At 51.4% G+C, this 26419-nt stretch carries 24 protein-coding genes; 9 read left to right on the plus strand and 15 right to left on the minus strand.

From position 1 onward, the window contains the following. The first annotated feature begins 4 nt into the window (after positions 1-4). The 3 genes from IPG80_RS07345 (at position 5) to IPG80_RS07355 (ending at position 5771) form a co-directional block, all read left to right on the plus strand. Positions 5-1918: a DUF5671 domain-containing protein gene (locus tag IPG80_RS07345; RefSeq protein WP_345104561.1), complete on the plus strand. Its 1914-nt coding sequence runs from the start codon at positions 5-7 to the stop codon at positions 1916-1918. A 192-nt stretch (positions 1919-2110) separates the two neighbouring features. Further along, entirely contained in the window at positions 2111-3244 is a 1134-nt protein-coding gene (dnaN, locus tag IPG80_RS07350; protein ID WP_345104563.1) for a DNA polymerase III subunit beta, read from the plus strand. 151 nt (positions 3245-3395) lie between these two features. After that, the gene (locus IPG80_RS07355) at positions 3396-5771 is read left to right on the plus strand and encodes a PEP/pyruvate-binding domain-containing protein (RefSeq protein ID WP_345104565.1); all 2376 of its coding nucleotides are present in this window, start codon (positions 3396-3398) and stop codon (positions 5769-5771) included. A gap of 96 nt (positions 5772-5867) precedes the next feature. On the opposite strand, the gene IPG80_RS07360 is transcribed toward IPG80_RS07355, so the two are convergent. The 6 genes from IPG80_RS07360 to IPG80_RS07385 all read right to left on the minus strand — a co-directional run bounded on the left by IPG80_RS07360 (position 5868) and on the right by IPG80_RS07385 (position 10772). Next, entirely contained in the window at positions 5868-6746 is an 879-nt protein-coding gene (locus tag IPG80_RS07360; RefSeq protein WP_345104566.1) for a CPBP family intramembrane glutamic endopeptidase, read from the minus strand. Positions 6747-6757: 11 nt separating this feature from the next. Further along, positions 6758-6991 carry a DUF4177 domain-containing protein gene (locus IPG80_RS07365; RefSeq protein ID WP_345104568.1) on the minus strand — a complete coding sequence of 78 codons (234 nt, stop codon included), beginning with the start codon at positions 6989-6991 and terminating at the stop codon, positions 6758-6760. A 63-nt stretch (positions 6992-7054) separates the two neighbouring features. Then, positions 7055-7705 carry an SdpI family protein gene (locus tag IPG80_RS07370; RefSeq protein ID WP_345104570.1) on the minus strand — a complete coding sequence of 217 codons (651 nt, stop codon included), beginning with the start codon at positions 7703-7705 and terminating at the stop codon, positions 7055-7057. A 74-nt stretch (positions 7706-7779) separates the two neighbouring features. Beyond that, the gene (locus tag IPG80_RS07375; RefSeq protein WP_345104573.1) at positions 7780-8718 is read right to left on the minus strand and encodes a slipin family protein; all 939 of its coding nucleotides are present in this window, start codon (positions 8716-8718) and stop codon (positions 7780-7782) included. A gap of 23 nt (positions 8719-8741) precedes the next feature. Next, a complete protein-coding gene (locus IPG80_RS07380; RefSeq protein WP_345104576.1) occupies positions 8742-9164 on the minus strand; it encodes a GntR family transcriptional regulator in 423 nt (140 codons plus the stop codon). A gap of 129 nt (positions 9165-9293) precedes the next feature. Continuing rightward, on the minus strand, positions 9294-10772 hold the full coding sequence (locus IPG80_RS07385; protein WP_345104578.1) for a PLP-dependent aminotransferase family protein: 1479 nt from the start codon (positions 10770-10772) through the stop codon (positions 9294-9296). A 188-nt stretch (positions 10773-10960) separates the two neighbouring features. Between IPG80_RS07385 and pdxS the strand changes: the two genes are divergently transcribed. From pdxS to IPG80_RS07415, 6 genes are all read left to right on the plus strand, one after another. After that, positions 10961-11848: a pyridoxal 5'-phosphate synthase lyase subunit PdxS gene (pdxS, locus tag IPG80_RS07390; RefSeq protein WP_345104581.1), complete on the plus strand. Its 888-nt coding sequence runs from the start codon at positions 10961-10963 to the stop codon at positions 11846-11848. 80 nt (positions 11849-11928) lie between these two features. Then, positions 11929-12507 (plus strand): pyridoxal 5'-phosphate synthase glutaminase subunit PdxT, encoded by a 579-nt coding sequence (pdxT, locus tag IPG80_RS07395; RefSeq protein WP_345104584.1) that lies wholly within the window; start codon positions 11929-11931, stop codon positions 12505-12507. A gap of 78 nt (positions 12508-12585) precedes the next feature. After that, entirely contained in the window at positions 12586-13503 is a 918-nt protein-coding gene (locus tag IPG80_RS07400; protein WP_345104588.1) for a hypothetical protein, read from the plus strand. After that, entirely contained in the window at positions 13496-13816 is a 321-nt protein-coding gene (locus IPG80_RS07405) for a hypothetical protein (protein ID WP_345104590.1), read from the plus strand. Before IPG80_RS07400 ends, IPG80_RS07405 begins: the two co-directional genes overlap by 8 nt. Before the next feature lie 55 nt (positions 13817-13871). Continuing rightward, positions 13872-14543, plus strand: a complete 672-nt coding sequence (locus IPG80_RS07410; RefSeq protein ID WP_345104593.1) for an HAD family phosphatase — start codon at positions 13872-13874, stop codon at positions 14541-14543. A gap of 44 nt (positions 14544-14587) precedes the next feature. Beyond that, positions 14588-15802, plus strand: coding sequence for a hypothetical protein (locus tag IPG80_RS07415; RefSeq protein WP_345104598.1), 1215 nt, complete (start codon positions 14588-14590; stop codon positions 15800-15802). Between the two features lie 87 nt (positions 15803-15889). Here the strand turns inward: IPG80_RS07415 and IPG80_RS07420 are convergent, their stop codons facing one another. The 9 genes from IPG80_RS07420 to IPG80_RS07460 form a co-directional block, all read right to left on the minus strand. After that, positions 15890-17734: an ABC transporter permease subunit gene (locus IPG80_RS07420; protein WP_345104600.1), complete on the minus strand. Its 1845-nt coding sequence runs from the start codon at positions 17732-17734 to the stop codon at positions 15890-15892. A 5-nt stretch (positions 17735-17739) separates the two neighbouring features. Continuing rightward, a complete protein-coding gene (gene phnC, locus IPG80_RS07425) occupies positions 17740-18492 on the minus strand; it encodes a phosphonate ABC transporter ATP-binding protein (protein ID WP_345104603.1) in 753 nt (250 codons plus the stop codon). A 157-nt stretch (positions 18493-18649) separates the two neighbouring features. Beyond that, positions 18650-19780, minus strand: coding sequence for a phosphate/phosphite/phosphonate ABC transporter substrate-binding protein (gene phnD / locus IPG80_RS07430; RefSeq protein ID WP_345104605.1), 1131 nt, complete (start codon positions 19778-19780; stop codon positions 18650-18652). A 310-nt stretch (positions 19781-20090) separates the two neighbouring features. Continuing rightward, positions 20091-21053, minus strand: a complete 963-nt coding sequence (gene lipA, locus IPG80_RS07435) for a lipoyl synthase (protein WP_345104608.1) — start codon at positions 21051-21053, stop codon at positions 20091-20093. 116 nt (positions 21054-21169) lie between these two features. Continuing rightward, positions 21170-22474: a nodulation protein NfeD gene (locus tag IPG80_RS07440; protein WP_345104610.1), complete on the minus strand. Its 1305-nt coding sequence runs from the start codon at positions 22472-22474 to the stop codon at positions 21170-21172. 123 nt (positions 22475-22597) lie between these two features. After that, complete coding sequence (locus IPG80_RS07445; protein ID WP_345104613.1) at positions 22598-23356, minus strand: phosphate ABC transporter ATP-binding protein; 759 nt, start codon at positions 23354-23356, stop codon at positions 22598-22600. A 36-nt stretch (positions 23357-23392) separates the two neighbouring features. Continuing rightward, positions 23393-24262 carry a phosphate ABC transporter permease PstA gene (gene pstA, locus IPG80_RS07450; RefSeq protein WP_345104616.1) on the minus strand — a complete coding sequence of 290 codons (870 nt, stop codon included), beginning with the start codon at positions 24260-24262 and terminating at the stop codon, positions 23393-23395. Continuing rightward, positions 24259-25242: a phosphate ABC transporter permease subunit PstC gene (gene pstC / locus IPG80_RS07455; RefSeq protein ID WP_345104619.1), complete on the minus strand. Its 984-nt coding sequence runs from the start codon at positions 25240-25242 to the stop codon at positions 24259-24261. The genes pstA and pstC overlap by 4 nt, the downstream gene beginning before the upstream one ends. Then, positions 25239-26234: a substrate-binding domain-containing protein gene (locus IPG80_RS07460; RefSeq protein WP_345104622.1), complete on the minus strand. Its 996-nt coding sequence runs from the start codon at positions 26232-26234 to the stop codon at positions 25239-25241. Before IPG80_RS07460 ends, pstC begins: the two co-directional genes overlap by 4 nt. Positions 26235-26419: the final 185 nt, after the last annotated feature.

Genomic DNA, 26419 nt, shown 5'->3' on the forward strand with positions numbered 1-26419 from the left:
ATTTATGAAAACAATTCGTCGTCTCTACTTTTACGCCGTTGCCTTTATTAGCATTGAAGTTGTGCTGTGGGGCATCATCGGTCTGCTGCGTTCCATCCTTAATGCTGAAGATATTACGAACAACGCAACCAACCTGGCGCAGGCGCTTGCGCTCATCTTTGTGGGCGTGCCGATCTTCCTTATCCATTGGGCTTGGGCGCAGAATGCGTCTGCGAAAGATGCCGAAGAAAACTCTGCGAGCATCCGCGCTATTTTCCTGTATGGCATTTTGCTTGGTACCTTGGTTCCAGTGGTTCAAAATTTGCTGGCGTTCATTAACCGCACGGTTCTTTCCACCGTACATCTTTCTGCCTATCGGGCAGTGGTTGGCGGGTCGCAAACCTGGTTGGATAACCTGCTCGCCATTATCGTCAACCTGCTGATCGCTGCGTATTTCTGGAACATTCTAAAAGCCAATTGGGTCAGCTTGAACGAGACGGAAAACTTTGCCGAGCTTCGCCGCTTGCATCGTTTTGTGTGGGTGCTGTATGGCTTGTTGATGACGGTCTATGGCGTACAGCAAGCTCTGACCTATATCTTTTCCTTCCCAACCGGTGTGCTTGGCGATATCGGCGGGGAGACAGCCGTGAATGCGATGGCGCTGATGTTGATCGGCGCGCCGATCTGGGTCTACTCCTGGCGGCTCTTGCAAGACGCGCTGCCTGACTCTGCCGAAAAAGAGTCTTATCTACGCCTTGGGCTTCTCTATCTATTAACCCTAGGTGGTGTGATCGTCTTCCTTATTGCGGGCGGCAATTTCATTTACTCGGTGTTGCTGCAGTGGTTGGGAGAAGGCGACGCATGGCTGGAATTTATCCGCAAACTGGGTGGACCCATTTCCATTGCGCTGCCATTTGGGATGATCTGGGCATATTACAGCAAGTGGCTCAACCAGCAATTCGCCTTCGATGAAAACCTTCCCCGTCGTGCGGGCAAGCATCGTTTATATGCCTACATCCTTTCGCTCCTTGGTCTGGCCGCCACTGTGACGGGGCTACTCTCCCTCTTTTCGGTTTTGATCGACCTGACGATCGGGGATGCGTACCTTGGCACAGGCGGGCTGAGTGAGCCGCTTTCTGGTGCCATTGCCACACTCGTGGTTGGCTTACCGCTCTGGCTGATGACCTGGCGACCGATGCAGGCGCAGGCACTGACCGACACGGATACCGGTGACCATGCCCGGCGTTCGATCATCCGCAAGTCGTACCTGTATCTCGTTTTGTTCGCTTCCGTGATCGGCGGGATGGTTGCTGCGGGAACATTGGTCTTTGACCTGGTGAATGCAGCCTTGAGCGGCGGCACAACCAACTTCTGGACGGATGTGCTCAATGAATTGACGGCATTGATCGTTTTCATTGTTGTGCTGGTATATCACCTGCTTGCTTTGCGTTCTGATGGAGCTGCACGTGCAGATGTCCTTGCTGAGAAACAAACCCAATTCCATGTGCTGGTTTTTGACCACGATGGGAAGTTTGGCGAGGGTGTGAGATCCATGTTCGCGAAGCGTGCGCCCGGTGTGCCAGTAATGGTGTTCAATATTAATGAAAAGATCCCGGCGGATGCAAAAGCGGATGTGGTGATCCTGCCTGGCTCGGTTGCCTTCAATATGCAGGAAACGGTCAAAGCGTGGCTGCGCTCATTTAGCGGGCACAAACTTATCGTCAGCGATGAAGCGGCGGGCGTATTCTGGATGAATGACCTCGAGCAGGCAGCGGATTCGGCGAAGTCTCTGGCTGAAGGGCAGGAACTGCACCCGCAATCTTCCAAACGCACGACCTCGGTTTGGACGTATATCGCTTATGTGTTTGCAGGGTTGTTCGCCTGTCAGTTGCTGTTTGGGTTGTTGATGTTCGGGGTTTCGATGGTTGCAGGGTTTTAGTAATGACCCCGACGGGGTCACATGATTTTAGACCTTACCAAAAGGTGATCTCAACCCCGAAGGGGTGACATAGCTGTGTCATCCCTTCGGGATTTGTTTTAATTTTTGCCCGTTTTCTATAATCCTTCCATCCCTTCGGGATTGGATGATATACTTTTGAAAATTCTGACTATTCATTAAGCGAGGCGCACCATGAAAGTGACTGTCCTTCAAGAGAATCTTGCCCGTGGTTTGAGCACTGTTTCGCGCGCGGTTTCGTCGCGCAGTACATTGCCGGTTTTATCGAACATTTTGATCGCAACCGATGAAGGTCGTTTGCGTCTCTCTGCCACCAATTTGGAATTGGGCATTACCTGTTGGATTCCCGCTCGCATCGACGAGAACGGTTCGACGACCGTTCCTTCTCGTACGTTCAATGATCTGGTCAATACCTTGCCGGGCGATCAGGTGCAGTTAAACCTCGATGTGAAGTCTCAGACTTTGCATGTGAAGGGCGGCTCCTCGAACAACGATATCAAGGGCATTGATGCGCAGGAATTTCCGCCCATGCCTACGCCAGAAATGAAAGATGCCGTGCAATTGAATGTGGCTGATTTCAAAGAAATGATCCAGCAGGTGGTTTTTGCCGCTTCGACCGATGAAGCCCGCCCCGTGTTGATGGGCGTGTTGATGCAAGTAGAAAAAGATAAAGTCACGATGGCTGCGGCAGATGGTTTCCGCCTTTCGGTCCGCAAAGGTCAACTCGCCCATGCGGTGAAGGACTCTTTCAATATCATCATCCCCTCGAGGGCATTGAACGAATTGGCGCGTGTGGCGCATGACCCCGAAGAACCCATTTATATGGCAGTCCCTAAACAGCGTGGACAGGTCATCTTCCGCGTGAAAGATGTGGAAGTGGTCTCGCAGTTGATCGATGGGACGTTCCCTGATTACCACCAGATCATTCCGCGCAATTACAAATCACGTACGCTGGTTTCGACGGCGGCATTGCTCAAGGCTTGCAAGCAAGCTGAGATCTTTGCCCGTGAAGGTTCGAACGTGGCGCGGCTCGACATCAAACAATCCAACGGCGAAATGCAGCCCAGCGAAGTGGAAATTTCTGCGACTTCCGAAGAGACCGGCAAGAACGAGACCATCGTCGAAGCCACAGTGGATGGCAGTGGTGTGCTGATCGCCTTCAACGTCAAATTCCTGCGTGAGGCGTTGGAAGTCATCAAGACCCCAAACGTGGCGCTGGAAACAACTGCCCAGAACGCGCCGGGGGTCGTCCGCCCGGTTGGTGATGACAACTTCCTGCATGTCATCATGCCGATGCATTTGGGATAAGCTTGCAAGAAGATATGAATCCGTCAGAGTGATATCTGGCGGATTTTTTGTTATAAAATCAGACTGACTGACCATGGACGACGGGCGATAGACCATCGCTTATGATCCATCATCCATGGTCTATCGTCAATTGTCCACCACAGGTGAATCCATGACCCTCCCAAAAGTTTCCATTGATAACGTACTCCGCATTCTTCTTTCATTGAGTCAGTACCCCATCCTCAGCAGTCGTATCCGGCACCAGATGCGCAAGACTCTCTACTCACGCGGCATCGTCCGTAAGGAAGTTTTTGAAGAGGAAGTGAAGCGTAAGGCGGTCGAATCGCAGACGATCGAAGGCATTACCGACCCGTTGACCGAAGAGTCGAACGAGGTCTGGTTAATGCGTGTTACGCGTGTTAAAGATTCGTTGACCGATTTTTATTTTGCCTACAACCTGCCGTATTCCGAATTTGAAGACCTGGTTCGCAAGGTGCTGGCAGAACGCGGCAATATAGATTCTGACTTTGTTTGGGTCAACCCGGAGCTTGCCCCGCAGGACCTGCTCTTCGAACAGGCTGAGATGATCGAGAATATGCCCGATGCCGACAAGGAAAAATACGAAGCGCGGCTGCAAGCCATTATTGCGGTCTTGATCCGTACCATGATCAGCGACCAGCTGAAATATATCAAGATCGCGCGTCAGTGGTTCACTGTGGAAGACCTGCGCGAGATCAGTCGCCGTAAGATCGGCGGCGGAAAGATCGGCGGTAAAGCGGCAGGTATGCTGCTTGCCATGCGCATCCTCAAAGAGACGGCTCCGCCATCCATTCGTGACCGTTTCCGTTTGCCCGTCTCCTATTATCTCGGCTCCGATGTGTATTACAACTTTATGTCGCTTAATGACCTTGGCGGCTGGAACGGTCAAAAATACAAGACCGAAGAACAAATGCGAGAAGATTATCCTTTGCTGTTCGAAGAGTTTTGCAAGGGACAGTTCCCTCCTGAAGTCCGAGAGAGTTTGGACCGAGTCCTGCTCGAAGCCGATACCCGCCCGTTGATCGTCCGTTCCTCCAGCTTGCTTGAAGATAACTTTGGCACATCTTTTGCCGGAAAATATGAAAGCATTTTTTTGCCGAACCAAGGCTCGCATGAAGAGCGCCTCACTGCATTGACCAATGCCATTGCCCGGATCTATACCAGCGTTATGAATCCTGATGCGCTGATCTACCGCCATACCAAAGACCTCGCCGACTACGATGAACGTATTGGCATCTTGATCCAGATCGTGGAAGGCGAACGTGTTGGGCGATACTACTTCCCGCAGGCTGCGGGCGTGGCTTTCAGCCGCAATCTATTTCGCTGGTCGCCGCAAATTAAACAGGATGAAGGTTTTCTGCGCCTCGTCTTTGGTTTGGGTACTCGTGCCGTGGATATGCTCGCAGACGATTATCCCCGCCTTGTGGCGCTTAGCCATCCGCGCCTGCATTCTTCATCGGATGTCCGCACCATCAAACGATACTCGCAACAAAACATCGATGCCATTGATCTTGAATCAAATTCATTCGTTACCATCCCTGTGCGTGAAGCGCTCCATGTGGATTATGACCCGCTCCGCTATATTGCCCAGGTCGAACAGGATGGCTACCTCGCCCCGATCCGTTCCCGCCTCGACTCTACCGATAAACTGGTTCTCACCTTCGACGGCTTGCTCTCGCGGACGCCTTTCTCCAAGTCCATGCGTGCAGCGTTGACTCTGCTTGAAACCCATTACGGTTCACCGGTTGATACAGAATTTACGGTTGAGATCTTGCATCCAGATGAACAACCCGATGTGCAGATCACATTGCTGCAATGTCGTCCGCAAAGCCACATGCATGAGACCAGTGATGTGCAGATCCCTAATGACCTTGAAACGGAAGATATTATCTTCTCTTCACAAACCATGGTTCCACAAGGTGCGGTGCAAAATATCCGTTACATTTTATTCGTGCCTTCTGAGGGATATTTCAGCCTTCAATCCCAAGCCGAACGCATCCAACTTGAGCGTGCCATTGGGCAGCTAAACTCTGCACTCAAAGACCATACATTCATCGCGGTTGGACCCGGCCGCTGGGGGACGTCCACTCCAGATCTTGGCGTGCATGTTTCGTACGGTGATATCTACAACTCACGCGCCCTCGTTGAGCTTGCGGGCGAGGAAGTTGGCGCATCTCCAGAACCGTCCTTTGGTACACACTTCTTTCAGGATCTGATGGAAGCCAATATCTATCCACTTGGCGTGTTCCTTGATGAAGATGGCACCATCTTCAAACGCGACTTTTTCTACAATACCCCAAATCGTCTCTCTGAATTCATCTCCATCGAAAATCCGCGTGTTATGGCAGCCTTGAAATTAATTGCGATCACGGACTATCGACCCAATGCTCATATGGACTTGATTATGGATGCGGGCAAGAGCCGAGCTGCTGCGTTTTTGATCGGGGAAGCACCACCTGAAAAAGATGATGAAGTGGTCACTGGTTCCGCTCCGATCAGTATGGAATAAAAAAATGGGCGACTCATCGTCGCCCATTTTTATCTCTTTAAAATAGAACATTTGTTCTGTTTTAATTCTTCGCCTCTATCTGACTTTGAACTGATGTTACATCCCAGCTTGTTCTTGCACTGGGAATCGTTTCGTCCAAACAAGCCATGCAATGAACAATGCCATACCGATCCATGCTGTTGGCGCGGCGAGGGTTCCACCCAATGCCACATTGAAACCAGGCACAAGGAATAACACCGGTAATCCTGCTATCGCATTGACCGCTCCATGTGCAAGCGCAGCCACCCAGGGACTCTTTGTATTGAGATACAACCACGAGATGATCGTACCCAACAAAACACAGAAGATGATCATCATGAATATCCCAAGGATCGGATAGCCCGGATAGTTATGTCCTTGAACAATAACAGGTGCATGCCATACACCCCAAATGAGTCCGCTCAACAGAACGGCTTTCCATTGTCCAAGTGGCAGCAAGTGTGGAAGTAAAAATCCGCGCCAGCCTAATTCTTCTCCCATTGTAAATAGAATATTGATGAAGGGACCCAGCGTCAATGCAAGCAATGTTTGCGATAACACGATCACCATCGGTGAAATATCTTCACCGCCCGGTGCAGACTTCAATGCATCACGGATCATCGTAAAGTTCAGATCAAGCTCTGCCAACCCAAACATCAACGTAAACAAGCCACCAAGGATAGTCAATGCGGCTGGCAATAACCACGCCCAAAGATAAAAGCGTTTAGGTCCCAAGGTATTCAATCGTAAACTGTTGAATGGTTTCTTGGCGATGAACAAGGTCACAATCATGGCGGCGATGCCGGGAGCCCACATGGCGATCGCCCATAATCCTTGCGTTGCCAATTGTTTGGTGGACGCATCCTGGTCACTTAATGCAAGCGGCGCAAGGAATAAGGGCCACGAGAATAAAACCGTAATGCCCAAGAACCAATAGATATATTTTCTTTCGATCATTTTTTGCCTCACTATAATTTGTTGTATTGCGGCATCGAACGCTGACGGATGGTTTCACGAGTCAACGGGCGTTTGGCAATGACATTGATCTTGTTCTGGTTTTTCAGGATATGCGTTGAAACGACTTCCCAACCTTCGACACCCCAGTCATTCAGCAGTTGTTCCAACTCCTCAGCTTTTACTCCCGTCCAAAATCCGCCAACAGTTTGGACGCGATATTCCCATTTTGGTAGTTCGTTATTCATTTCGAAATCCTTTCGTTTCACGTGAAACAAAACGTGCGTGCCGTAAAGACACGCACGTTGAAGCTATGCCTTTGTCTCGCTGCGATATAGGATGTACGAGTAAATGACGAGTGCCAGTGTGGAACCCATCAGCGGAACGAAGAGCAACCAGAAGGCCGCCATTCCGCCGAAGAAACTTCCGACGAATGCCAAGGCTCCTGAAACCATAAACAGGACCGAGCCAAGTTGATGCGTCTTGTCCCAAACCGAATCACTTGAGAGAGTCCACGGGGTGCGGATCCCGATGAAGAAGTTTCGTTTGGCTTGTCGCAGCAGGTAACCAATGAAGATGAATAAGATACCCATGAACGGCAGCATCATTGTGCTCATCTTAAAGCTTTGATTCCCGAGGCTCCATGCGAGCGTCAGCCCGTGGATATAGAGCATGAAAACCGTAATGAGCAGGATGAACAGGTTGAATGCGCTGCGGAAACTTTCGATGTTTGCTTTGAGCGGATCCATGTTGGGCAGAGCAATGAACAGACCGAACATACCCAGCACGACAAGCGGCATTAGGAACACGCCCCAGAACTTTGAGATATACCCGTCGACTTCATCATTGATGTTCCAGTGGGAAGCCATTTGTTCGGGGAGTTGATTCCATAACAGCGCGCCTGCAATCACTGCAACAGCAATCATGAGCAGTACGAGGATGGATGTTGTTTTTGTTGTCATTTTGATTTCCTTTTCGTTTCACGTGAAACGTTTTCTAGTATTGTTGCTGGTAATCGCCTGAAGCGATGCCGATGCTACTTGTCATTTTTGGGTAGATTATTTTGTGCCAATGAAACCATGCCGCTCAAGCCGCCGAGATTCATTGTGTCTACTGCGGAGGATGGTACGATCACCAAGGCGCCTTTTTCCTTCAAACCTTCGAACAACATATTCATGGCGCGCAGGTGCAATGCGGTTGGATTGTTGATATATGCCTGCGAAGCCTCAGAGAACGAAGCGGCAATTTGCTTTTCAGACTCGCCGAGGATCACACGTGCCTGGCGCTCGCGTTCTGCCTGTGCCTGACGAGACATGGCATCTTCCAATACCTGAGGAATGACCACGTCGCGGATCTCAACAGATTGCACGGTCACGCCCCAAGGTATAGTGCGTTCATCAATGATCTTCTGAAGTTCTTCGTCCATCTTGGCACGTCCGACCAAAATATCTGCCAGTGTCATCTGACCAATGATCTCGCGCAATGCAGTCTGTGCCGCCCATGAAATGGCGCTTTGGTAATCCGTCACTTCGAGCGCGGCTTTCTCGGCATCCCATACAACCCAAAAGAGTACGGCGTCCACATCTACAGGTACGGTATCTTTGGTCAATGTTTTCTCAGCAGAGAATGAGGTTACTGTAACGCGGTGGTCGATCCACATTACAGCCGTATCTACAATGGGAATCAGCCAAAAAATTCCAGGACCTTTTAGCCCGTTGAATTTCCCAAAGCGCAGCACAACCACTTTTTCCCATTGAGATGCAACCTTGATGGCGAACAAAAAATATGTGGCAACCCCGGTCATTGCAAGGACAACAGCGCCAATGAAAAGATCCGATGCGTTCGTTACATCCAATAGCAATGCTATTTTGATCGTGCCGATCAAAAGGATGGTGAAAATGAATCCAGCGATCGGCGGGATGTGCTGTTCATCTTTCTTGGTTTGAGCTATTGACTTTAGAAATTTTGTGTTCATTGACATTCTCCTTCTTGATAAACCTAATCTTCCTCTTTGACTTGCTTCGCTTCTTTCCATGACTTCAAACTGTCTCTCACCATCTGGCTGACCTCACGCTCAGAAAAACCCAATCGAAAAGCTTCGCTGATAAAACGCTGTGTGAGTTCGGAAAGAGCTTCTCGTCTTAACTTCTCTGTCACTTCTGGCGGCGGGATCTCGGTGATGTATGTGCCGCGTCCTTGCTGCGTGGATATGATGCGGGCTTCATCAAGGATACGATAAGCACGTGCTACCGTATTGAAGTTGACGCGCAGTTCCGATGCCAGAGAACGAACAGTTGGCAATTGATCGCCAGGTTTCAATATCCCGTTTGCCAATTGGCTTTGGACTTGATTAACGATCTGGGTGTAGATCGGCAATCCAGAATGAAAGTCGAGCTGTAGAGTGAGTTTCTTTTCAGGCATGGGTTTCCTTATATTGTACTAATTGTATCATTGTGTGAATTGTAGCACTTAAAGGCTTTAAGTCAAGCCATTAAAAAATGGTATTGAGCTTTTGCCCAATACCATTTTTATCAGTGATGTGTAGTGTAGTTATTTTGCTTTTGTTTTTATGCGTTTGAACACAATGCCTAACCTCTTGATCCCCTCTTCGATATCTTCTACAGGCTGTGAGGCAAAGTTGAGACGGATCCAATCTCTTCCGCTGACTCCGTCGATGAAAAAAGAATTCCCCGGTGCAAACGATACCCCTTCTTTGCAGGCGATCGGCAGAAGGTCATTTGCAGAAAGAGACTTTGGTAATTGCAGCCAGATAAATAACCCGCCCTTGGGTGTTTCAAATGAAACACTGGACGGCAAATAACGCCCAATGGCAGTTACCATGGCATCACGCCGGGCACGGAAGATCTGGCTGGAACGGTGCAGATATGTTTGGTACCGCCCGACGGTCATATATGCATCCAACGAGCGTTGGATCAATGTGGATGTTGCCAGATCACTGAGACGTTTGAAATTAAGCAGGCTTTCGAACACCGGACCATCTGCCACAATGAACCCAACCCGCAGACCGGGCATCAGCATCTTTGAAAAAGTACTGACGTAAATGACCTGCCCGCCAGGGTCCAATGATTTGAGCGACGGTTGGGTATGGCCTTCATAGCGCAAATCGCCTACGAAGTCATCTTCCAAAATGGGAATATTGTATTTGCCAGCGAGCATGATCAACTCGCGGCGCCGGGCGCTATTGAGGCACGTCCCGGTCGGGTTATGAAAATTAGGGATGGTGTAGATCAACTTGGGATGGTGAAGCTGTAGGAGCTTCTCCAGTTTGTCCACTTGCATTCCCTGCCCGTCCACTGGAATCCCCACGATCTGAAACCCAAGTGTGCGGAACAAATCGAGCGCTGCAGAGTAGGTTGGATCTTCCACCAGAACAATATCATTTGGCTTCAACAAAACCTGTGCCGCAAGAAAGATGGCTTGCTGCGACCCGGCTGTGATGAGGATATTCTCCGGGTGTGTCTGCAAGCCCTGGCTGGCTAAGATGCGGGCAATCCCCTCGCGCAGCGGAGCGTAGCCTCGGCGTTCCCCATATTCCAGCGCATCGATCTGGTCACGCCGCATAACGGATTGGATCACTTTGCGAAACTCCTCCACGGGGAATTGTCGTGCGTCACTAATGCCGCTGGCGAAACTGATCGGATGTGGATGTCCGCTTGCCTGCAGCATGTCTTCTGCAATGTCTGCATTCGCAAACGTGTTTTTCTGTAAACTTGTTTGCCAGAGTGGCCAGGGGGTATCGGCATTGTTTTTTGGAATGGAAGGAAGTGAATAGACCGGCAAGACATAGGTGCCGCTGCCCATTCTTGAGAAAACCAGACCACCAGCTTCGAGGGCTGCGTATGCGTTTTCGACCGTGGTGCGGTTGACACCGAGATCGCGCGCAAGCTGACGGCTGGCGGGCAGGCGTGTATCGGCTGGTAGTGTGCCCGCCAAAATACTTTTTCGAAGATGGTCTTCGATCTGTTGATATAGGGGAATATTGCTTTGGTGATCCAATGGGATGCGCATTTTATCTCTCTACCTTACATTGGTACGATGAATATATCATTTTCTCACCATGCGATGGAGACAATTGGCTTGCAATTCACCCTTTGCCATTAAAGTGGCTGGCTGATAATTGGCGTTTATTGGCTCTTAACGTACGCCAATTTTGACCTAGAATCAAATCAAACCATATAGTATGTAGGAGAAAAAACATGCAAGCAAAAACTGGAACCTGGACTGAGAAAAAAGGATTGGCGCAGATGCTTAAAGGCGGCGTCATTATGGATGTAGTGAACGCCGAGCAAGCCAAGATCGCAGAAGAAGCGGGCGCGTGCGCCGTGATGGCGTTGGAACGCGTGCCTGCCGATATCCGCGCGGATGGCGGCGTTGCGCGCATGAGCGACCCCGACATGATCCTCAAGATCATGGATGCGGTTTCCATCCCGGTGATGGCGAAGTGCCGTATCGGTCATTTTGTCGAGGCGCAGATCCTCGAATCGATCGGCATCGACTACATCGACGAATCTGAAGTGTTGACCCCGGCAGATGAAGAACATCACATTTTGAAGCATAACTTCAAAGTTCCGTTCGTTTGTGGCTGCCGCAACATTGGTGAAGCCCTGCGCCGTATTGGTGAAGGCGCGGCGATGATCCGCACCAAGGGTGAGGCTGGCACCGGGGATGTGGTTGAAGCCGTGCGTCACGCCCGCACTGTGATCGGCACGATCAAACAATTGACCGTGATGGGCGATGAAGAATTGATGGCGTTTGCCAAGAACAACGGCGCACCGTATGAGTTGGTGAAAGAAGTAAAGGAACTTGGACGTTTGCCGGTGGTGAACTTTGCTGCGGGCGGCGTAGCCACTCCCGCCGATGCGGCGTTGATGATGCAGCTCGGCGTGGACGGCGTCTTCGTTGGTTCTGGCATCTTCAAATCGGGTGACCCTGCCAAACGTGCCGCGGCGATCGTCAAATCTGTAACGCATTATCAAGATGCCTCCATCCTTGCGGAAGTGAGCAAGAACCTTGGCGAAGCAATGGTCGGACGCAACGCCTCCCAAATGCCCGAAGGCGAGAAGCTCGCCGTGCGCGGCTGGTAAATTAGACGACGGACGATGGACAATAGGCTATTGAACTGGTCTTTTCCATCGTCCATGATCTATCGTCAATGGTCTAAAAAATGAAAATCGGTGTCTTAGCTTTACAAGGTGACTTTGCCGAACACATCACCATGTTGAAACGGATCGGCGCAGAAACGGCTGAAGTGCGCCTGCCCAAACATTTGGAAGGTTTGGATGGGCTCATCATCCCTGGCGGTGAGTCGACAACCATTGGCAAACTGGCGGTGGCGTATGGTTTGATCGAGCCTCTGCGCGAGTTTGGAAGGTCGCATGCCATTTGGGGAACATGCGCAGGCGCGATCTTTCTTTCGAACGATATTGGACGCGACCAGCCCCTTCTGGGTTTGATGAGTATCAAGGTCAAGCGCAATGCGTTTGGACGTCAGGTCGATTCTTTCGAGACCGACCTTGAGATCGATGAACTGTTCAAAGCCACAGGGACGGAACATCCTTATCATGCGGTCTTTATTCGCGGACCGATCATCGAGTCTGTCAGCGGTGAAGCGAAGGTGTTATGCGCCCTGGAAGATGGACGCATCGTTGCCGCACAGCAGGGACGTTTGCTGGCAACCTCTTTTCACCCGGAACTCACAGACGATACGCGCTTCCACGAGTATTTCATTTCGTTGGCAAGTTAATAAAAATGAGACCCTAAAGGTTTCTTCTTCGGTTATGATATTAGATAACCGTAGAGACCTTTAGGGTTTTTTTACAAAATGACCATTCGTCCCCTTGACCTTCTTGATCTTCCCACCATCGCACGTTATCGCAACGACGTCTTAACTCTCGATAGCACACGGGCGCTCACACGCGGACATCCCCTCGGGGCGATGGGCCTGTTGGCGTACGTCAACCCGGCGCGGCATTTATACGCAGCGGTAAAAAATAATGACGAGGTCACGCTGTTGGGCGGCATCATTCACACCCGCGGCGATACCTTCGCAAAGCTTTTATACCTTGCCCCATCCTTCAACCTCAATGATCCCAACCTGCCCGCATTGATCGAACATCTCTCGGCGCAGGCAGGCGAATGGCAGGCATTCCATGTGATTGCCGAAGTGGACGAGACCAGCGATGTTTTTATGGCGCTGCGCAGATCAGGCTTCGCCGTCTATGCATGGCAGAGAGTCTGGGATGCGAGTGCGATCGAGAAAACCGAATCAGGCTCGAACAAAGAGTGGATGCGTGTTCAGTCGCTGAACCTGCCTGCTGTGCAGAGTCTGCATTATCAGATCGTGCCGCAGCTCCTTCAGCCCGTAGACCCGGCACCGAAACGACCAAATGGATTTATCCATTCGGATGGGCGCAGTTTTGCAAATGTGAACTATGGTGTGTACGGTGTGATGTTGACCCCATTGATCCTGCCAGATGAAAGCGATGTAAGCGGAAAGATCGTCTCGCTCATCGAAAGTTTACCCGATCGCCGACGACGTCCTGTATACCTTACAGTCCGTTCTTATCAAGCCTGGCTTGAGCCGGTGTTGGAAGACCTTGGCGCCAAAGCCCTGCCCCGACAGGCGGTAATGGTGAAGCACCTGGCGCGTTTCGTCAAAGACGCAAAACCCGCGCGTGTGGTACCCTCCAGTGTACGGGTTCAACCCACACAAATGAGTAGAATGGATTCGGATGAGTAGCTGGTCGATCTATAACAAAGGAAAAACCATTGGCACAACCAGTGCAGAAGGCGGGCTGGTGCTTTCTGATGAGGTTAATGATGCCGGTGCGCGCATCACACTAAAACGCGGCAACAGTTACATTTCAGTTTCGCTGCACATCAAAGGTTGGATGGATCACACACGTTTCTTCTCCACCGATGCCGATGCCCAGCGCGAATACCGCGCCATGCGTTCGGCAGTTTCATCTGTATTATCCATTATCAATACCGAAGGGGTCAGTGAAATAAAAGTTTGGGAAGCGATTTCAGATTTTGTCAGACGGTTTCCATGACCTGTTGCAAATGAAAATTGACCTTCTTTTCTGAAAATCTCATAAAGATGTGACTATGAAAAAAGCGATAAAAGCCCTAATATTCGATTTTGACGGGTTGATCCTCGATACCGAGACACCCGAAGTTTTGGTTTGGCAATCCATTTATAAAGAGTACGGATTTGAACTGCCCGTGGAGGAATGGGAAAAGACCGTGGGCGGATACGGCATCTCGAACTTTGACCCCGCACAGAACCTTGCGCTTCTTTCTCAGGAACGGCTGGAGCCTGCATCCCTCAAAGCCCGCTACCGGCTGGAAGCGGATGCGATCATCCATGCCAATCCCATCATGCCTGGCATTATCGAGTTGATCACTGAAGCCCAAAAAAATGGATTGAAGGTCGCCATTGGCTCCAGCTCTCCACACTCCTGGGTGGATGCACACACCCAGCGTCTTGACATCTATCATCTCTTCAACCATATTATCTGCCAGGATGATGTTGCCCCAGGCAGGACAAAACCCCACCCCGATATTTATCTCAAGGCATTGGAAACCCTGCAAGTGGAAAAGCACGAAGCAGTTGTCTTTGAAGACTCTCCCAATGGAGTGCTGGCATCCAAACGAGCCGGGGTCTTCGTGGTGGCGGTTCCCAACCCGCTGACGGCAAAGATGAACGTGCAAGGTGACCTGACCGTGCCATCACTGGCTGAATTGACCCTGCAAGACCTGGCAGAAAAGATCAACTAGCCTGTAAAGAAACCAGCTTTGTTTATCTCTGGTAAAGGTAATTCATGCGGAAACGAATCATCCCCATCCTTATTGGCATCTTTGCTTTGGCGGGTATTGCTTATTTTTGGCTCAAGTCGGCTGCACCTCAAACGCAGTCTTCCTCATTTGAGAGTATAGCGTCTACGCCAACAGCTATTTCCTCTCATGCACCCGAAGTCCTTCCGCTTGCGAACAGCCCGTTAAAAGCCTCCATCACTGCCGCAGGAGATTACCTCGTCCGCCAGCAATTGGCGAATGGCGAGTTGGCATATCAAGTTAACTTGCAGACCAATGACCGTTCATCCGTCCCTTCCTATATCCGTCTGATGGGTGGGACAAGCGCACTGTACACCGTGTGCCGTGTGGCAGGCGACATGATCTATTGTGATGCTGCCGATCGCGCACTTGAACAGTATCTCCCCAACCTATTAACGGACCCGGAACACTTTAAAGGGACGTGCCTTTATACCAACGGAGCTTGTCCGCTCGGCGGGGCGACGGTGACCATTGATGCCATATATAAACGCTGGCAGGCAACCGGGACCGTTTTGCTAAATAGGCATGATCTGTTAGCGGATGCTGTCAACTCAGGCTACTTCATCGTATCCATGCGCCGACCCGAAGGCGGTTTCTATCATTCCTTCGACCCGCATTTTGCTGGAACCGTAGACCCGAATTATTTCGACCCAACGTTTAATGGCGAGGGTGTGGCCGCATTGCTGCAACTTTACGAAATGACCGGTAATGATTTCTGGCTCGAACAGGCTCATGAGGTGAATGCCTTCATGGTAACCCTGCCCGTCACTGAAGATTCCGGGCATGCCTATGCGTTTGCATTGTTTGCCCGCACAGATACGATCGGTAAAGAGGACTTGGACTACGCCAAAAGCACTGCCGACTTGATCATTGCCGGGCAGATCCGTTCGCTGAACCCTGCAAACTCCAGCATAGCAACCACAACCAAGATCGAAGCCTTGTCGGCAGCGGCGCAGGCTTTCGCTTTCGCTGATTCAGACCATGAATGGCTCGACCGAGAGATCAAGACTTTCATTACCTTCGTGCAGGCGCGCCAGTTCCCTGCCAATGACTGCAACTTTGATCTCACGAAAGACATGCTGGAACGTTACAGCGGCGGACTTTTCAATACTTGTGAAGACCCCTCCATTCGCGTGGATGGCATACAGCACTGGGTTGATGGGTTGACGATGTATCTGGAATATCAGGGGATGGAGAAATAAGTTCGAAAACAGGCAGACAAACAATAAAAACTCCCGTTGATAAAAGTCAACGGGAGTTTGCTCTTTTACTTTCCACTCACTACAACCTTACACGTATTTTTCCCTCAACACCGAAGAAATGTAATCCATGCTTGCAACGACAATCGCAATGGCAAACATCTGTGCAGATGCGGCGCGGTAGTTGAGCAGGTTAATGTTCTGTTGCAGCAGGAAGCCGATGCCGCCGCCGCCCACAAAACCGATGATGGTGGACATACGCACATTGATATCCCAGCGGTACATGGTGTAGGAAATATACGGCGGAATGATCTGGGGGATGACCGCATATACGATGGTCTGCAAACGGTTCGCCCCCGTGGCTTGAATGGCTTCCAACGGACCCGCCATAATGCTCTCAACCTGTTCTGAATAAAGTTTGGCAAGGCTCACAATGGTATGCAGACCAAGCGCCATCATACCGGCGAATGGACCGATCCCCACGGCGATCACGAACACGATAGCCATGACCAAGGCTTCAATGGAGCGTAATCCATTCAGGAAGGTACGTGTAATGTAGTAAATGACCAACCCGGTCGGCAGGGTCGCTTTGGGCTTGGTGAGAAGTGCCAGGGTAAGCCCAAGGATTCCGCCTGCCGTTGCCGGACCCCAGAGGGTGTAAAGCGGATTGCCAACCTGGTACAACCACTCCACCAATTGACCGAGCAAACCAAAGACCGTCATACCGGCAAGAGTGGCGAAGACAATGTTGAACAGTTTGACATTGGTTGGGGAAAGTTTTTCCGTGGCGCGTTGACCAACTTTGCCCATGAAACTGCTCAAGGTTCCGCCTGCAGCTAATCCGCCGAGAGCGGGGGTGATGATACCGACGATATCTCCGCTTTGGAAGAGAAAGTTGCCGAGGAAGGCGAACCAGCCCTTGGATGCCATGATCCCCTGCCCAAGGTTTTTAGCAAGAGCGGCAAGTTGGAAAAGCCCATAAAAGCCGACCAGAGTGACAACGAAGATAACAGCCCACCGCCCGATCTGTAAAGAAACCGAAGGTTTGGATGTTTCTTCCTGTGGCAATGCCCAGCGCAAGCCGTAGATAAGGATGATAGGCGCAATGATGACAGAAACAAGATTAATGAAAATGTTTCCTGTAAAAGGATCACCCAACCTTTCCACCCAGCGGACAATAAGATAGCCAATGCCCATTCCCAATGGCCAGCCCAAAAGCGAGAAGGCAATGCTTGCAAGCGGGCTTCGTACTGGTTTCATCAAGTTTCGGGCGGCAATGAAACTTAGCGGAATGGCAAGGAAAGTTCCGAATGTGGTTGCAAGCAGGGCAAGGAAGACCGTCTCAACGATCTTTTCCCAGGTATCTTTGGCGGTTTGCGTTAAATGCGGGGCACCCACATTTTGTTTTAGTGTGGCGCGAATGTATTGAATATCTGCACTGGGGCGTTTGGGCAGGGTCAGCTCAAAGATAAAATGACCAGCGGCATCGGTTTCAACATTATCCCGTCCGAGGGTTACGACATTGGCGGGGTCGCTGCCAGGTACAAAGCGAAGCGGACCGGAAACATTCGGCGCGAAATTAAAGCCTTCCACTTGCACGGTTTCTCCCGGCTCTGCGCAGGAAGGCGAGATGACCAGGTAGGGTCCGTTCTTGTCTGGTTCAGGCAGGGTTGGTGCGCCGCTTGCGGGGCAGGTGACATACACCGGCGAGTTAACGATCTCTTCCTGCTGATCGTAGGCGAAGATCTCAGGCTTGGCGAGGGCGCGCATCACGCGCGTGAGGCTTTCCTGCCGGCGTTCGCTGCGCAGGTCTTCCAGGTCCACCTTGGTGATCTGGAAACCATAGGCATACACAACGATACCGAAGATGACCGTCAGCCCGAGTTGGAGAGATCTCCAGGGCGATGCTTTTTTATCTTTGTTATTTTCTGCCATGGCGGTCATCCAACCCTTTCTGCATCGCGTCCGTAAATGTCTTTGAATTTCCTGTCATCGATCTCGCTGGGAAGTCCTTCAAAGACGAGCTGGCCTTGATTAAGTGCCACGACTCGATCTGCATAGCGATGTACAAGGTCAAGGAAGTGCAAACTGCATAGTACTGTCACACCATCTTTATCGTTGATATCTTCCAAATGCTTCATGATGCTGTGAGCAAGGACGGGGTCTAAGCTGGCAACCGGCTCATCGGCGAGGATCATTTCCGGGTCCTGCATGAGCGCGCGTGCAATGCCCACGCGTTGCTGCTGCCCGCCGCTCAGTTCATCGGCGCGGTGATCGGCTTTATCTGCAATGCCCACACGTTCGAGTTGCTTGATGGCTTTTTGAATATCATCTTTGGGGAAGCGGTTCAGGAGGCTCCATGCCGGGTTGATATACCCCAGCCGACCTGCCAACACGTTGGTGATCACCTTCGAGCGATGCACCAGGTTGAAGTGTTGAAAGACCATGCCGATCTTGCGTCGGATGCGCCGCATTTCTTCCGGTGAGGCTTTGGTGATGTCCTCTCCGTTCCAGAGGATCTGCCCGTCGGTCGGTTCAATGAGGCGGTTGATACAACGCAGCAGGGTGGATTTTCCCGATCCGCTTAAACCGATCACGGCAAGGAATTGCCCATCGGGTACATCAAAGCTGACGTTGTCGAGTGCTTTGACGCCGCCGTCGTAGATTTTGGTCAGGTTTTTGATTTGAAGCATCTGAGACTTCCTGAAAGATGAAATGGGCTTGCATTCATACCTGATGAAATACAAGCAATTTTACCCCCGCCCTTATATTTCCTAATTAACTGAATGGATAAAATTTTGGGCAGGGAGATGTTTTCCTCCCTGCCCAAAATTAAATTGCAGGTATTGCTTATTCGGGAAGTTTGTAGCCGGTGGCTTCAACCATCGCGCGGACGAAGTCATATTCGGCATCTTCGGCGGGGGCAATGCCAGACCAGCCGTAGAAGTCGGAAGAACCGATGGAGGTTCCCCATGCTTCGGTCTGCGAGAAGGCGACAAGCGCTTCTTCGATCTGGGTGCGGACATCAGCAGGGAATTCAGGACCGAAGGACAGGGTGTCGTTTGGGATCGCCTGGGAGACGGCGAGGATGCGGACCTTCTGGATCACATCCGGTGCTTCGGTGCGGATGTTGGCACGGGCATCGAGAATGCGGTACCCGTCGCAAAGCAATTTCTTGCCTTCGGTATCGGGTGCGCAGTTGGCAACCGATTCTTCAGGGATCTCATACTGAGCCAGCTCGGTGATCGTTCCGGCGAGATAGTCGTCATAGCTGAAGATCGGGGCGCCTTCTGGGCTCAAAGGTACGCTATAGAACACGGTTCCGAAATCCACTTCGCCGTTGTACACAGCGGTGACGGTCTGGTTGTGACCACCGGTCTGGATCTGCTCACCGGGGGTGATGCCAGCCGCGGCAAATTCAACAGCGGGAACCATATACCCGGAGGTGGAACCCTGGTCACCGTAACCCCATTTCTTGCCTTCGAGGTCGGCGAGGGTTTGGATCTCGCTGTCGCGGGCGACGATATATTCAGCCCAATAGACAGGGTATCCAAAGCGGATGGCTTTGAAGGAAACATCCACGCCACACAACTGGCTGGCAATGGCGTACCCAAGACCCGGAATGAACGCCATGGTGTCGGCGGGGGAGGCGCACATTTCTTCAACGGTCGCAGCGTAAGAGGTCGGGACGACCACTTCGAAGGTGAGACCAGTGGCTTCGTTCAAAGCGGCAGCCATGACTTCACCACCGGTGGTGATGATGTTCGCATCCACCGAGGGGACGAACAAAACCTTGATGGGGTGTTCGGGTGAACCGATGGCGGGCATTTCTTCAGTGGGTTCGGCGGTGGGAGCTTCGGTTGCAGCCTCGGTGGGAACCTCGGTTGCAGGCGCTTCTGTAGCAGGCGCTCCACAGGCGCTGAGCATCATCGAAATGGTCACGATGAGCGACAACAGGACGAACAAATTGCGTTTATTCATTTTTCTCCTTCTTTCTTATGTCTTTCTGAATATGAATGTTGAGGCACAGGTATCCCCAACAAATTTATAATACCTCTTGTTAACATTGTTAACAAGTACTCTTCTCTTAAAAAGAGAGGATGCAATTCCCCTTTTGGGAAATTGCGACCTGTATAGACATATTTAGAGTGTCTTCGATATTATACAGGGATTCATAAAAATCGGTATGGGGGAATATAGTGTTCATGCTCAATATTTATTCACGTGGTCTAATAAAAAACTCCTGCCGGTTCTTTCAGCAGGAGTTTCACTATTTATCTACTACTTTCCGTTAATTACGCAGCCTGTTCTCGCTCATCATGCCATCCCCATACAACTTGCGATGCACCACACTCAAAGCGCGGACTTGTTCTGCCGCATGATACGAAGACCGCACCAGCGGATTCGACTCCACCCACTTGAAGCCGATCTCTTTGCCAAACTCGCGCAGTTCGGCGAACTCTTCCATCGTGTAATAGCGTTCCATTGCCAGGTGTTTCTTGCTGGGCTGTAGATACTGACCAATGGTGAGGATATCCACACCCCAACTGCGTTGGTCGCGCATTACCTGTTTGACCTCGTCCATGGTTTCACCCAAGCCGAGCATGATCCCCGATTTGGTGAGCACTTCGGGGTCGAGCTTTTTGGCGTTGGAGAGGGTCGCCGCCGCCCACTCGTAATTATCCTGCGGCTGAACGGTTTTGAACAAACGCGGCACCGTCTCCACGTTGTGATTTAAGATCTCGGGGCGGGCATCCATCACGATCTTCAGGGCTTCAATGCTGCCCTTGAAATCGGGGATGAGCACTTCGATGGAACAACCCGGCAATACTTCGCGGATGCGGCGGATGACCATCGCGAAGATCGGCGCGCCACCGTCACGGCGTTCATCACGATTGACCGAAGTGATGACCGCATGTTTCAAGTCCATCGACTTGACGGCTTGCGCCACACGTTCGGCTTCGCCCCAGTCCAATAAGGCGGGCTTGCCGTGTTTGATATCGCAGAAGGCGCAGGTGCGTGTACAAACGTCACCCAACATTAAGAAAGTCGCTGTGCCGCTGCCCCAGCATTCGCCGAGGTTGGGGCACATGGCTTCTTCACAAACGGTATGTAATTCTTTCGAGCGCATCAGCGTATGCACACGCTCATAACTTTCGCCGGAAGGCGCACGTACTTTGATCCATTCGGGGCGGCGCAGCGGGCGTGCATCTGTTTGCGGGGAGACTCGGTCTCGGGTGGGTGAAGCAGGCATAAGGTCCTTTTTGAAGCGATTACGTCATCGCGAGGGCGGTGCCCGAAGCAATCTCCAGCTTAGCCATGAGATTGCTTTGTCGCGAAGAACACGCTCCTCGCAATGACGGATAAAAGTTACTTTTTCTTTACGATCAATCTTAATCCACGAACTTCGACGACTTCGATTTTATCACCCTTACGAATCTCATCCGACCCTGCCGCTTTTTCTGCGCTCCACAGCTCAGACTCCACCTGGACCTGCCCCGCTTCCGCTTCGAACGTTTTAGCTGTTCCTGTTTTCCCGACGAGGGATTCTTCGCCGGTTTGAACCGGGCGGCGCTGCGCGCGCAGGGCGATCATCATGATGACGAAGAAGATCAAACCGATGAAGACCCCTGTGCCGATCACCAGCGGAACTGAAACGCGTTGGAATTGAGGCGTGCCCGGCGAGTTGAAAAGTACCAGCGCACCCACGATGAATGACGCAACACCAGCGGTCGTTAATGCGCCATGAGTTGGTGCTTTGATATCGAGCACGAATAACACAAAGGCGATGATAAGAAAGATGATGCCGAACCAGTTGACCGTCAGCACGCCCAACCCATAGGTGGCTAGGGTGAGGCAGACCGCGCCGAGGAAGCCCGCCACCCAACCGCCAGGGCTGGAGAGTTCGATCAAGACCGCCTGCACCCCAATGGCAAGCAGAAGAAACGAAATGTTCGGGTCAGTGAGGGTCAGCAGTAATTGTTCGATAAAACTGATCTCAAGCGGCTGGACATCAATGTTCTCTGTATTGAGTTTGTATGCACCATCTTCCATTTGAACGGTAAAGCCGTTCAACGATTGAAGCAGGTCTTCGAGGTCGTCTGATACGAAATCGATCAAACCGGTTTCCAGAGCTTCTTCAGCAGTGACGGCTACGGCATCATCGATCATGGCTTCGGCGAGTTCCACTGCTTTTTCGCCGCGCGGTGTGACGAACGGACGAATGAATGCTTTGATGATCTCTTTGGCTTTTGTAGCTGCTGTACTATTGAGATTCTCGCCTGAACTGCTGATGGGGCTGGCTGCGCCAATGGAGGTTTCCGGTGCCATGGCAGCAGCGTGACCTGAGATGGTGATCATTGCTCCGGCGCTCGCGGCAAAGGCGTTTCTCGGCGCTACGTATACCACCACGGGCACATTGCTGGCACGGATTTCCTTTATGATCTCCAGCATGGTTTCTACACTGCCGCCCGGCGTATTGAGTTGAATAACAACTACTTCCGCATTGCGCTGTTCAGCTATTTCTATGCCGCGCCGAATGTATTCGAGCATCGGCGGCATGATGGGACCATCTGCGGTAAGGACAACGGCAATGGGGGCACGCGTCTGTGCAAAGACAGGTTGGAAGGTTGTGAAAGCAATAAATAGTAAAAGCAGGATGCGTCTGATTTTCATGAATATCTCCAAATCCTTAAATTATTATACTGTTTATGGAAGATATCCTGATCGACGCTAAGCGAACATTTACATTGAACAAAAATTAAAATCCCGAAGATAAACTCTTCGGGATTTTAAGCTTTAGAACAAGCCTTCGAGATATTGCTTGGTGCGTTCGTGTTTGGGGTTGGTGAACACGTCGTGTGCCGGACCGGCTTCTGCCACTTCACCAAGATACATATAAATAACATGGTCAGCGAGGCGCTTTGCCTGACGCAAGGTATGTGTCACAATGACGATAGTGTAGTCTTTCTTTAGTTCGAGCAAACGGCTCTCGATGTTCTGCGACGAGATCGGGTCGAGCGCGGAGGTGGGTTCGTCGCCGAGGATGATCTCTGGTTCGACTGCCAAGCCGCGGGCGAGGCAGAGGCGTTGTTGTTGTCCGATGGAAAGAGAAGTTGCGGGGTCGTGCATGCGCTTTTGGACTTCTTCCCACAGACCGGCGATCTCCAAATAATGCCGCACAGACTTTTTATACTCGGCGCGGTCTTTCTTCATCTGGTGGATGCGCATACCGTAGGCGATATTATCGTAAATGGACATGGGCAAGGGCGTGGGGCGTTGTGCCAGCAAGCCCACCACCTTGCGGACTTCGGTCACGTCCACGTTGGGGTCGTAGATATTTTCACCGTCCACGAGCACTTCGCCGGTGAGGTTGACGTTCTCGTTCAGTTCAAAGAAGCGGTTGAAGGTTTTCAATAAAGTGGTCTTACCGCAGCCAGAGGGACCCATGATGACGGTGATCTGGTTCTTGGGAATTTCGATGTTGATGTCTTTCAAGGCATGTTGCTTGCCGTAATAGGCGTTGAGATTTTTAACTTGAATGTGGGTGTTGTTCATTTTATGTCCTTCGTAGGGGCGACTCGCGAGTCGCCCCTACTTAATCGTGTATCGATTCAACCGCGATGCCAGCCAACGCGACCCGAAACTGACCAACAGCACAGCGATGGTCAGGATCAATGCGGCGGCATATCCACGCTCGCGGACTTCGGGGTAGGGTGAGCCGAGTTGGAAGAAGACGGCGAGCGGAAGTGACGCAGTGGGATTCATCAACGAGGTTGGGATGCGGTCGGTGTAGCCTGCGGTGAAAAGCACGGAGGCTGCGTCACCGATGCCGCGCCCAAAAGCCAGCAAGATGGCAGTGATGATGCCGGGCAGCATTTGGCGGGTGATGACGTTGACTGCCACTTCAAACTTGGTGGAGCCCAGTGCGAGGGCGGCATGTTCCAAATCCACGGGCATGCGGCGGATGACTTCGTCCATGGCGCGGGTCATGATGGGCAGTTCAACCAGTGCGAGGACGATGATGCCTGCGAGAAGCGAAGCACGCATTCCCAAAAGGATCATCAATGCAAAACCGAAGGCACCATACACAATGGAAGGAATGCCCCACAGCACATCCAACGAGAGGCGGACGTAGTCGCCCCAACGAGATTTACCAAGATATGCTTTGAGATAAAGAGCAATGGGCACGCTCAACAACATGGCAAGGATTGTCCCGCCTGTGGCAAGGTAAGCCGAGCCGATGATGGCGTTGAGAATGCCGCCGTCCTTGCCCATGTAATATCCGCCTTTGGGAATTTGCGAGACCATTTCCCATGACAGCGAAGGTAAGCCTCGGGAAATGATCGTCCATAAAATTAAACCAAGCGCGCCTGCAACGATAAAGAGAGCGAGTCGCATAATGGTCTTGATGACTAGTTCGACGATGTGCCGCCGTTCGAAATGTTTCTTTTGGAATTTCATGAGCGCCTCAAGAATCTCTGGAGAACCAGCGTGGAGAGAATATTGAAGATCAGAATGACGACCAATAAAACAAGAGCTGCACCGAGCAAGGCGGCGTCGTACAGCGGAATGGACATCATCTCGCCGTAGTTGTTTGCAATGAGTGCGGGCAGTGGATATGCCGTATCAAAAACGGATGTGGGAATGTTCGGCACATTGCCGACGACCATCAACACAGCAATGGTCTCGCCAAGCGCACGCGAGGCTCCCAGCACGATGGCGGCGACAATGCCGGGCAACACTTGCGGCAAAACCACCGTGCGGATGGTCTGCCATTGGGTCGCGCCGACGGCGAGAGATGCATGGCGTAAGTCGTTGGGGACGGTGGAGAGCACCTCAAAGATGACCGAGATGATGAGTGGAGAGATCATCACCGCAAGGACGATGCCGCCTGCGAGGATGCCGAAGCCTGTTGGCTGGGTGACGGCAAAGATTGAGATGGAGTCACCCAGCCAACGTTCAGAGAGAGGCGCGAGCACGTCATCCACAAATGGAACGATGGCGAGCAATCCCCAGACGCCATAAACCACAGGTGGGATGGCGGCGAGTACATCCAAAACAGGTTTGGCGAACGTGCGTGTGCGGTTGTGAGCATATTCCGCGAGATAGACCGAAACCAGTAAGCAAGGCGGAACCGCAAGTAACACGCCGACCGTTGTGACCCACAACGTGCCCAGAATGAACGGACGAAACCCGAACTCGCCGTTGTTGGGTCGCCAGGTTTCGCCGAGCAATAGATCGCTGAGGCTGTATGAATTGAGAATGGGGTAGGAACGCATGACCAATGCCGTTGCCACAATGATGATGAGCACTACAGGCACAAGTGTGATAATAAAAAATGTGCGTTGTGCGGCTCGATTCGTTCTGGCGCGAGACGGCGTAGAAGGTCGGCTTAGCCGACCTTCTGTTTTCAAAGTGTTGTTGAGATTAACTTCACTCATTGTTCTAATTTTGCAAGAGACTCGGCTTGTTGCTCAGGAGTGAGCGGAACGAAGCCTGCCGCTTCAAGATATTGTTGACCATCCGTCAGGATCCACTTGATGAATTCAAGTTCGAGTCCTTCAGGTTTGCCAAGTGTGGCGAGATTTTCGAAGCGAGACGGAGGAGAAGGATAGGTTCCGTTCGCCACTGCGCTGAAGGCATCTTCTTTCACAGTGTAGATTTCTTCCGCGTCTGCCGCACCGTTCTCATTGATGTCGATTGGCGGGATGACGATGCCAGGGACGAGTCCGCCGCCGCTCAGGTCGAAGATGCTGTTGAGGTTGCCAAAGCCAATGCCGAGCGGGTCTTTCAAAATGGTGTCGAGCATGGCGGGTTCGCCGTTCACGCCGATGCCAAGCAGGTCTTCTTGCGCTTCACCGCCTGCATACTTTGCCCATTGTTCTGCCGCACCAGATGCATCGGAACGGGTGAAGACATTGATCTTGTCCGTGATGGACGGGTCGCCAACCACTTCACCCCAAGTGGTGATCTCACCGGTGATGTAAATTTTGTTGAAGACTTCTTGTGAGATGCCCTTTTCAAGAATCTGCGCTGCTACAGGATTCTCAGCATTGATGATTGGGAAGACCGCATCCTTCGTCACCGATACCCAGAAAATGCCTTGAGCGGTTTCTTCTTCCTTGATGCTGCGCGAGATCATGCCGATGTCTACCGCACCTGCGATGGTATCGGTCATGCCTTTGCCCGCGCCGCCGCCCTGCACATCAAACTGCACATTCGGGTGGATCTTGGTGAACTCTTCAGCCCAAACGGTCATCATGGGGTAGAGCGCGAAAGCGCCAGAGATGGATAGGGTTCCGCTCAATTCGGATGAAGTGCCCGCTTCTGACTCAGCCGGAGCGGGTTCAACGCTTCCAGCCGTGCCACACGCCGAGAGGGTGACTGCCATTACGAGAAAAAGCGACAGCCATGTTAAAGTTTGTTTTCGCATATTGTTTCTCCGATTACTGATATTTTATACATAAACCCTATTGGCTTAGTAGGATTTCAAGGTAAATAAAAAGTTCGTTTCTGACCTAGGTTTCAGACAAACTCACTTATTTATGAATTCCTAGTAATCCAATAGGATTTATTTATATAAATAATAATTCAGCCACTGAATTTTGTCAAGATGAT

Source organism: Candidatus Villigracilis vicinus (genome assembly GCF_016702885.1).
In the GTDB taxonomy this organism is placed as follows: Bacteria; Chloroflexota; Anaerolineae; order Anaerolineales; family Villigracilaceae; genus Villigracilis; species Villigracilis vicinus.

What these genes read in the sequence shown, in the direction of transcription:
- IPG80_RS07345 (WP_345104561.1), top strand. Translation starts at nt 5, where the DNA reads ATGAAAACAATTCGTCGTCTCTACTTTTACGCCGTTGCCTTTATTAGC.
- dnaN (WP_345104563.1), top strand. Translation starts at nt 2,111, where the DNA reads ATGAAAGTGACTGTCCTTCAAGAGAATCTTGCCCGTGGTTTGAGCACT.
- IPG80_RS07355 (WP_345104565.1), top strand. Translation starts at nt 3,396, where the DNA reads ATGACCCTCCCAAAAGTTTCCATTGATAACGTACTCCGCATTCTTCTT.
- IPG80_RS07360 (WP_345104566.1), bottom strand. Translation starts at nt 6,746, where the DNA reads ATGATCGAAAGAAAATATATCTATTGGTTCTTGGGCATTACGGTTTTA.
- IPG80_RS07365 (WP_345104568.1), bottom strand. Translation starts at nt 6,991, where the DNA reads ATGAATAACGAACTACCAAAATGGGAATATCGCGTCCAAACTGTTGGC.
- IPG80_RS07370 (WP_345104570.1), bottom strand. Translation starts at nt 7,705, where the DNA reads ATGACAACAAAAACAACATCCATCCTCGTACTGCTCATGATTGCTGTT.
- IPG80_RS07375 (WP_345104573.1), bottom strand. Translation starts at nt 8,718, where the DNA reads ATGAACACAAAATTTCTAAAGTCAATAGCTCAAACCAAGAAAGATGAA.
- IPG80_RS07380 (WP_345104576.1), bottom strand. Translation starts at nt 9,164, where the DNA reads ATGCCTGAAAAGAAACTCACTCTACAGCTCGACTTTCATTCTGGATTG.
- IPG80_RS07385 (WP_345104578.1), bottom strand. Translation starts at nt 10,772, where the DNA reads ATGCGCATCCCATTGGATCACCAAAGCAATATTCCCCTATATCAACAG.
- pdxS (WP_345104581.1), top strand. Translation starts at nt 10,961, where the DNA reads ATGCAAGCAAAAACTGGAACCTGGACTGAGAAAAAAGGATTGGCGCAG.
- pdxT (WP_345104584.1), top strand. Translation starts at nt 11,929, where the DNA reads ATGAAAATCGGTGTCTTAGCTTTACAAGGTGACTTTGCCGAACACATC.
- IPG80_RS07400 (WP_345104588.1), top strand. Translation starts at nt 12,586, where the DNA reads ATGACCATTCGTCCCCTTGACCTTCTTGATCTTCCCACCATCGCACGT.
- IPG80_RS07405 (WP_345104590.1), top strand. Translation starts at nt 13,496, where the DNA reads ATGAGTAGCTGGTCGATCTATAACAAAGGAAAAACCATTGGCACAACC.
- IPG80_RS07410 (WP_345104593.1), top strand. Translation starts at nt 13,872, where the DNA reads ATGAAAAAAGCGATAAAAGCCCTAATATTCGATTTTGACGGGTTGATC.
- IPG80_RS07415 (WP_345104598.1), top strand. Translation starts at nt 14,588, where the DNA reads ATGCGGAAACGAATCATCCCCATCCTTATTGGCATCTTTGCTTTGGCG.
- IPG80_RS07420 (WP_345104600.1), bottom strand. Translation starts at nt 17,734, where the DNA reads ATGGCAGAAAATAACAAAGATAAAAAAGCATCGCCCTGGAGATCTCTC.
- phnC (WP_345104603.1), bottom strand. Translation starts at nt 18,492, where the DNA reads ATGCTTCAAATCAAAAACCTGACCAAAATCTACGACGGCGGCGTCAAA.
- phnD (WP_345104605.1), bottom strand. Translation starts at nt 19,780, where the DNA reads ATGAATAAACGCAATTTGTTCGTCCTGTTGTCGCTCATCGTGACCATT.
- lipA (WP_345104608.1), bottom strand. Translation starts at nt 21,053, where the DNA reads ATGCCTGCTTCACCCACCCGAGACCGAGTCTCCCCGCAAACAGATGCA.
- IPG80_RS07440 (WP_345104610.1), bottom strand. Translation starts at nt 22,474, where the DNA reads ATGAAAATCAGACGCATCCTGCTTTTACTATTTATTGCTTTCACAACC.
- IPG80_RS07445 (WP_345104613.1), bottom strand. Translation starts at nt 23,356, where the DNA reads ATGAACAACACCCACATTCAAGTTAAAAATCTCAACGCCTATTACGGC.
- pstA (WP_345104616.1), bottom strand. Translation starts at nt 24,262, where the DNA reads ATGAAATTCCAAAAGAAACATTTCGAACGGCGGCACATCGTCGAACTA.
- pstC (WP_345104619.1), bottom strand. Translation starts at nt 25,242, where the DNA reads ATGAGTGAAGTTAATCTCAACAACACTTTGAAAACAGAAGGTCGGCTA.
- IPG80_RS07460 (WP_345104622.1), bottom strand. Translation starts at nt 26,234, where the DNA reads ATGCGAAAACAAACTTTAACATGGCTGTCGCTTTTTCTCGTAATGGCA.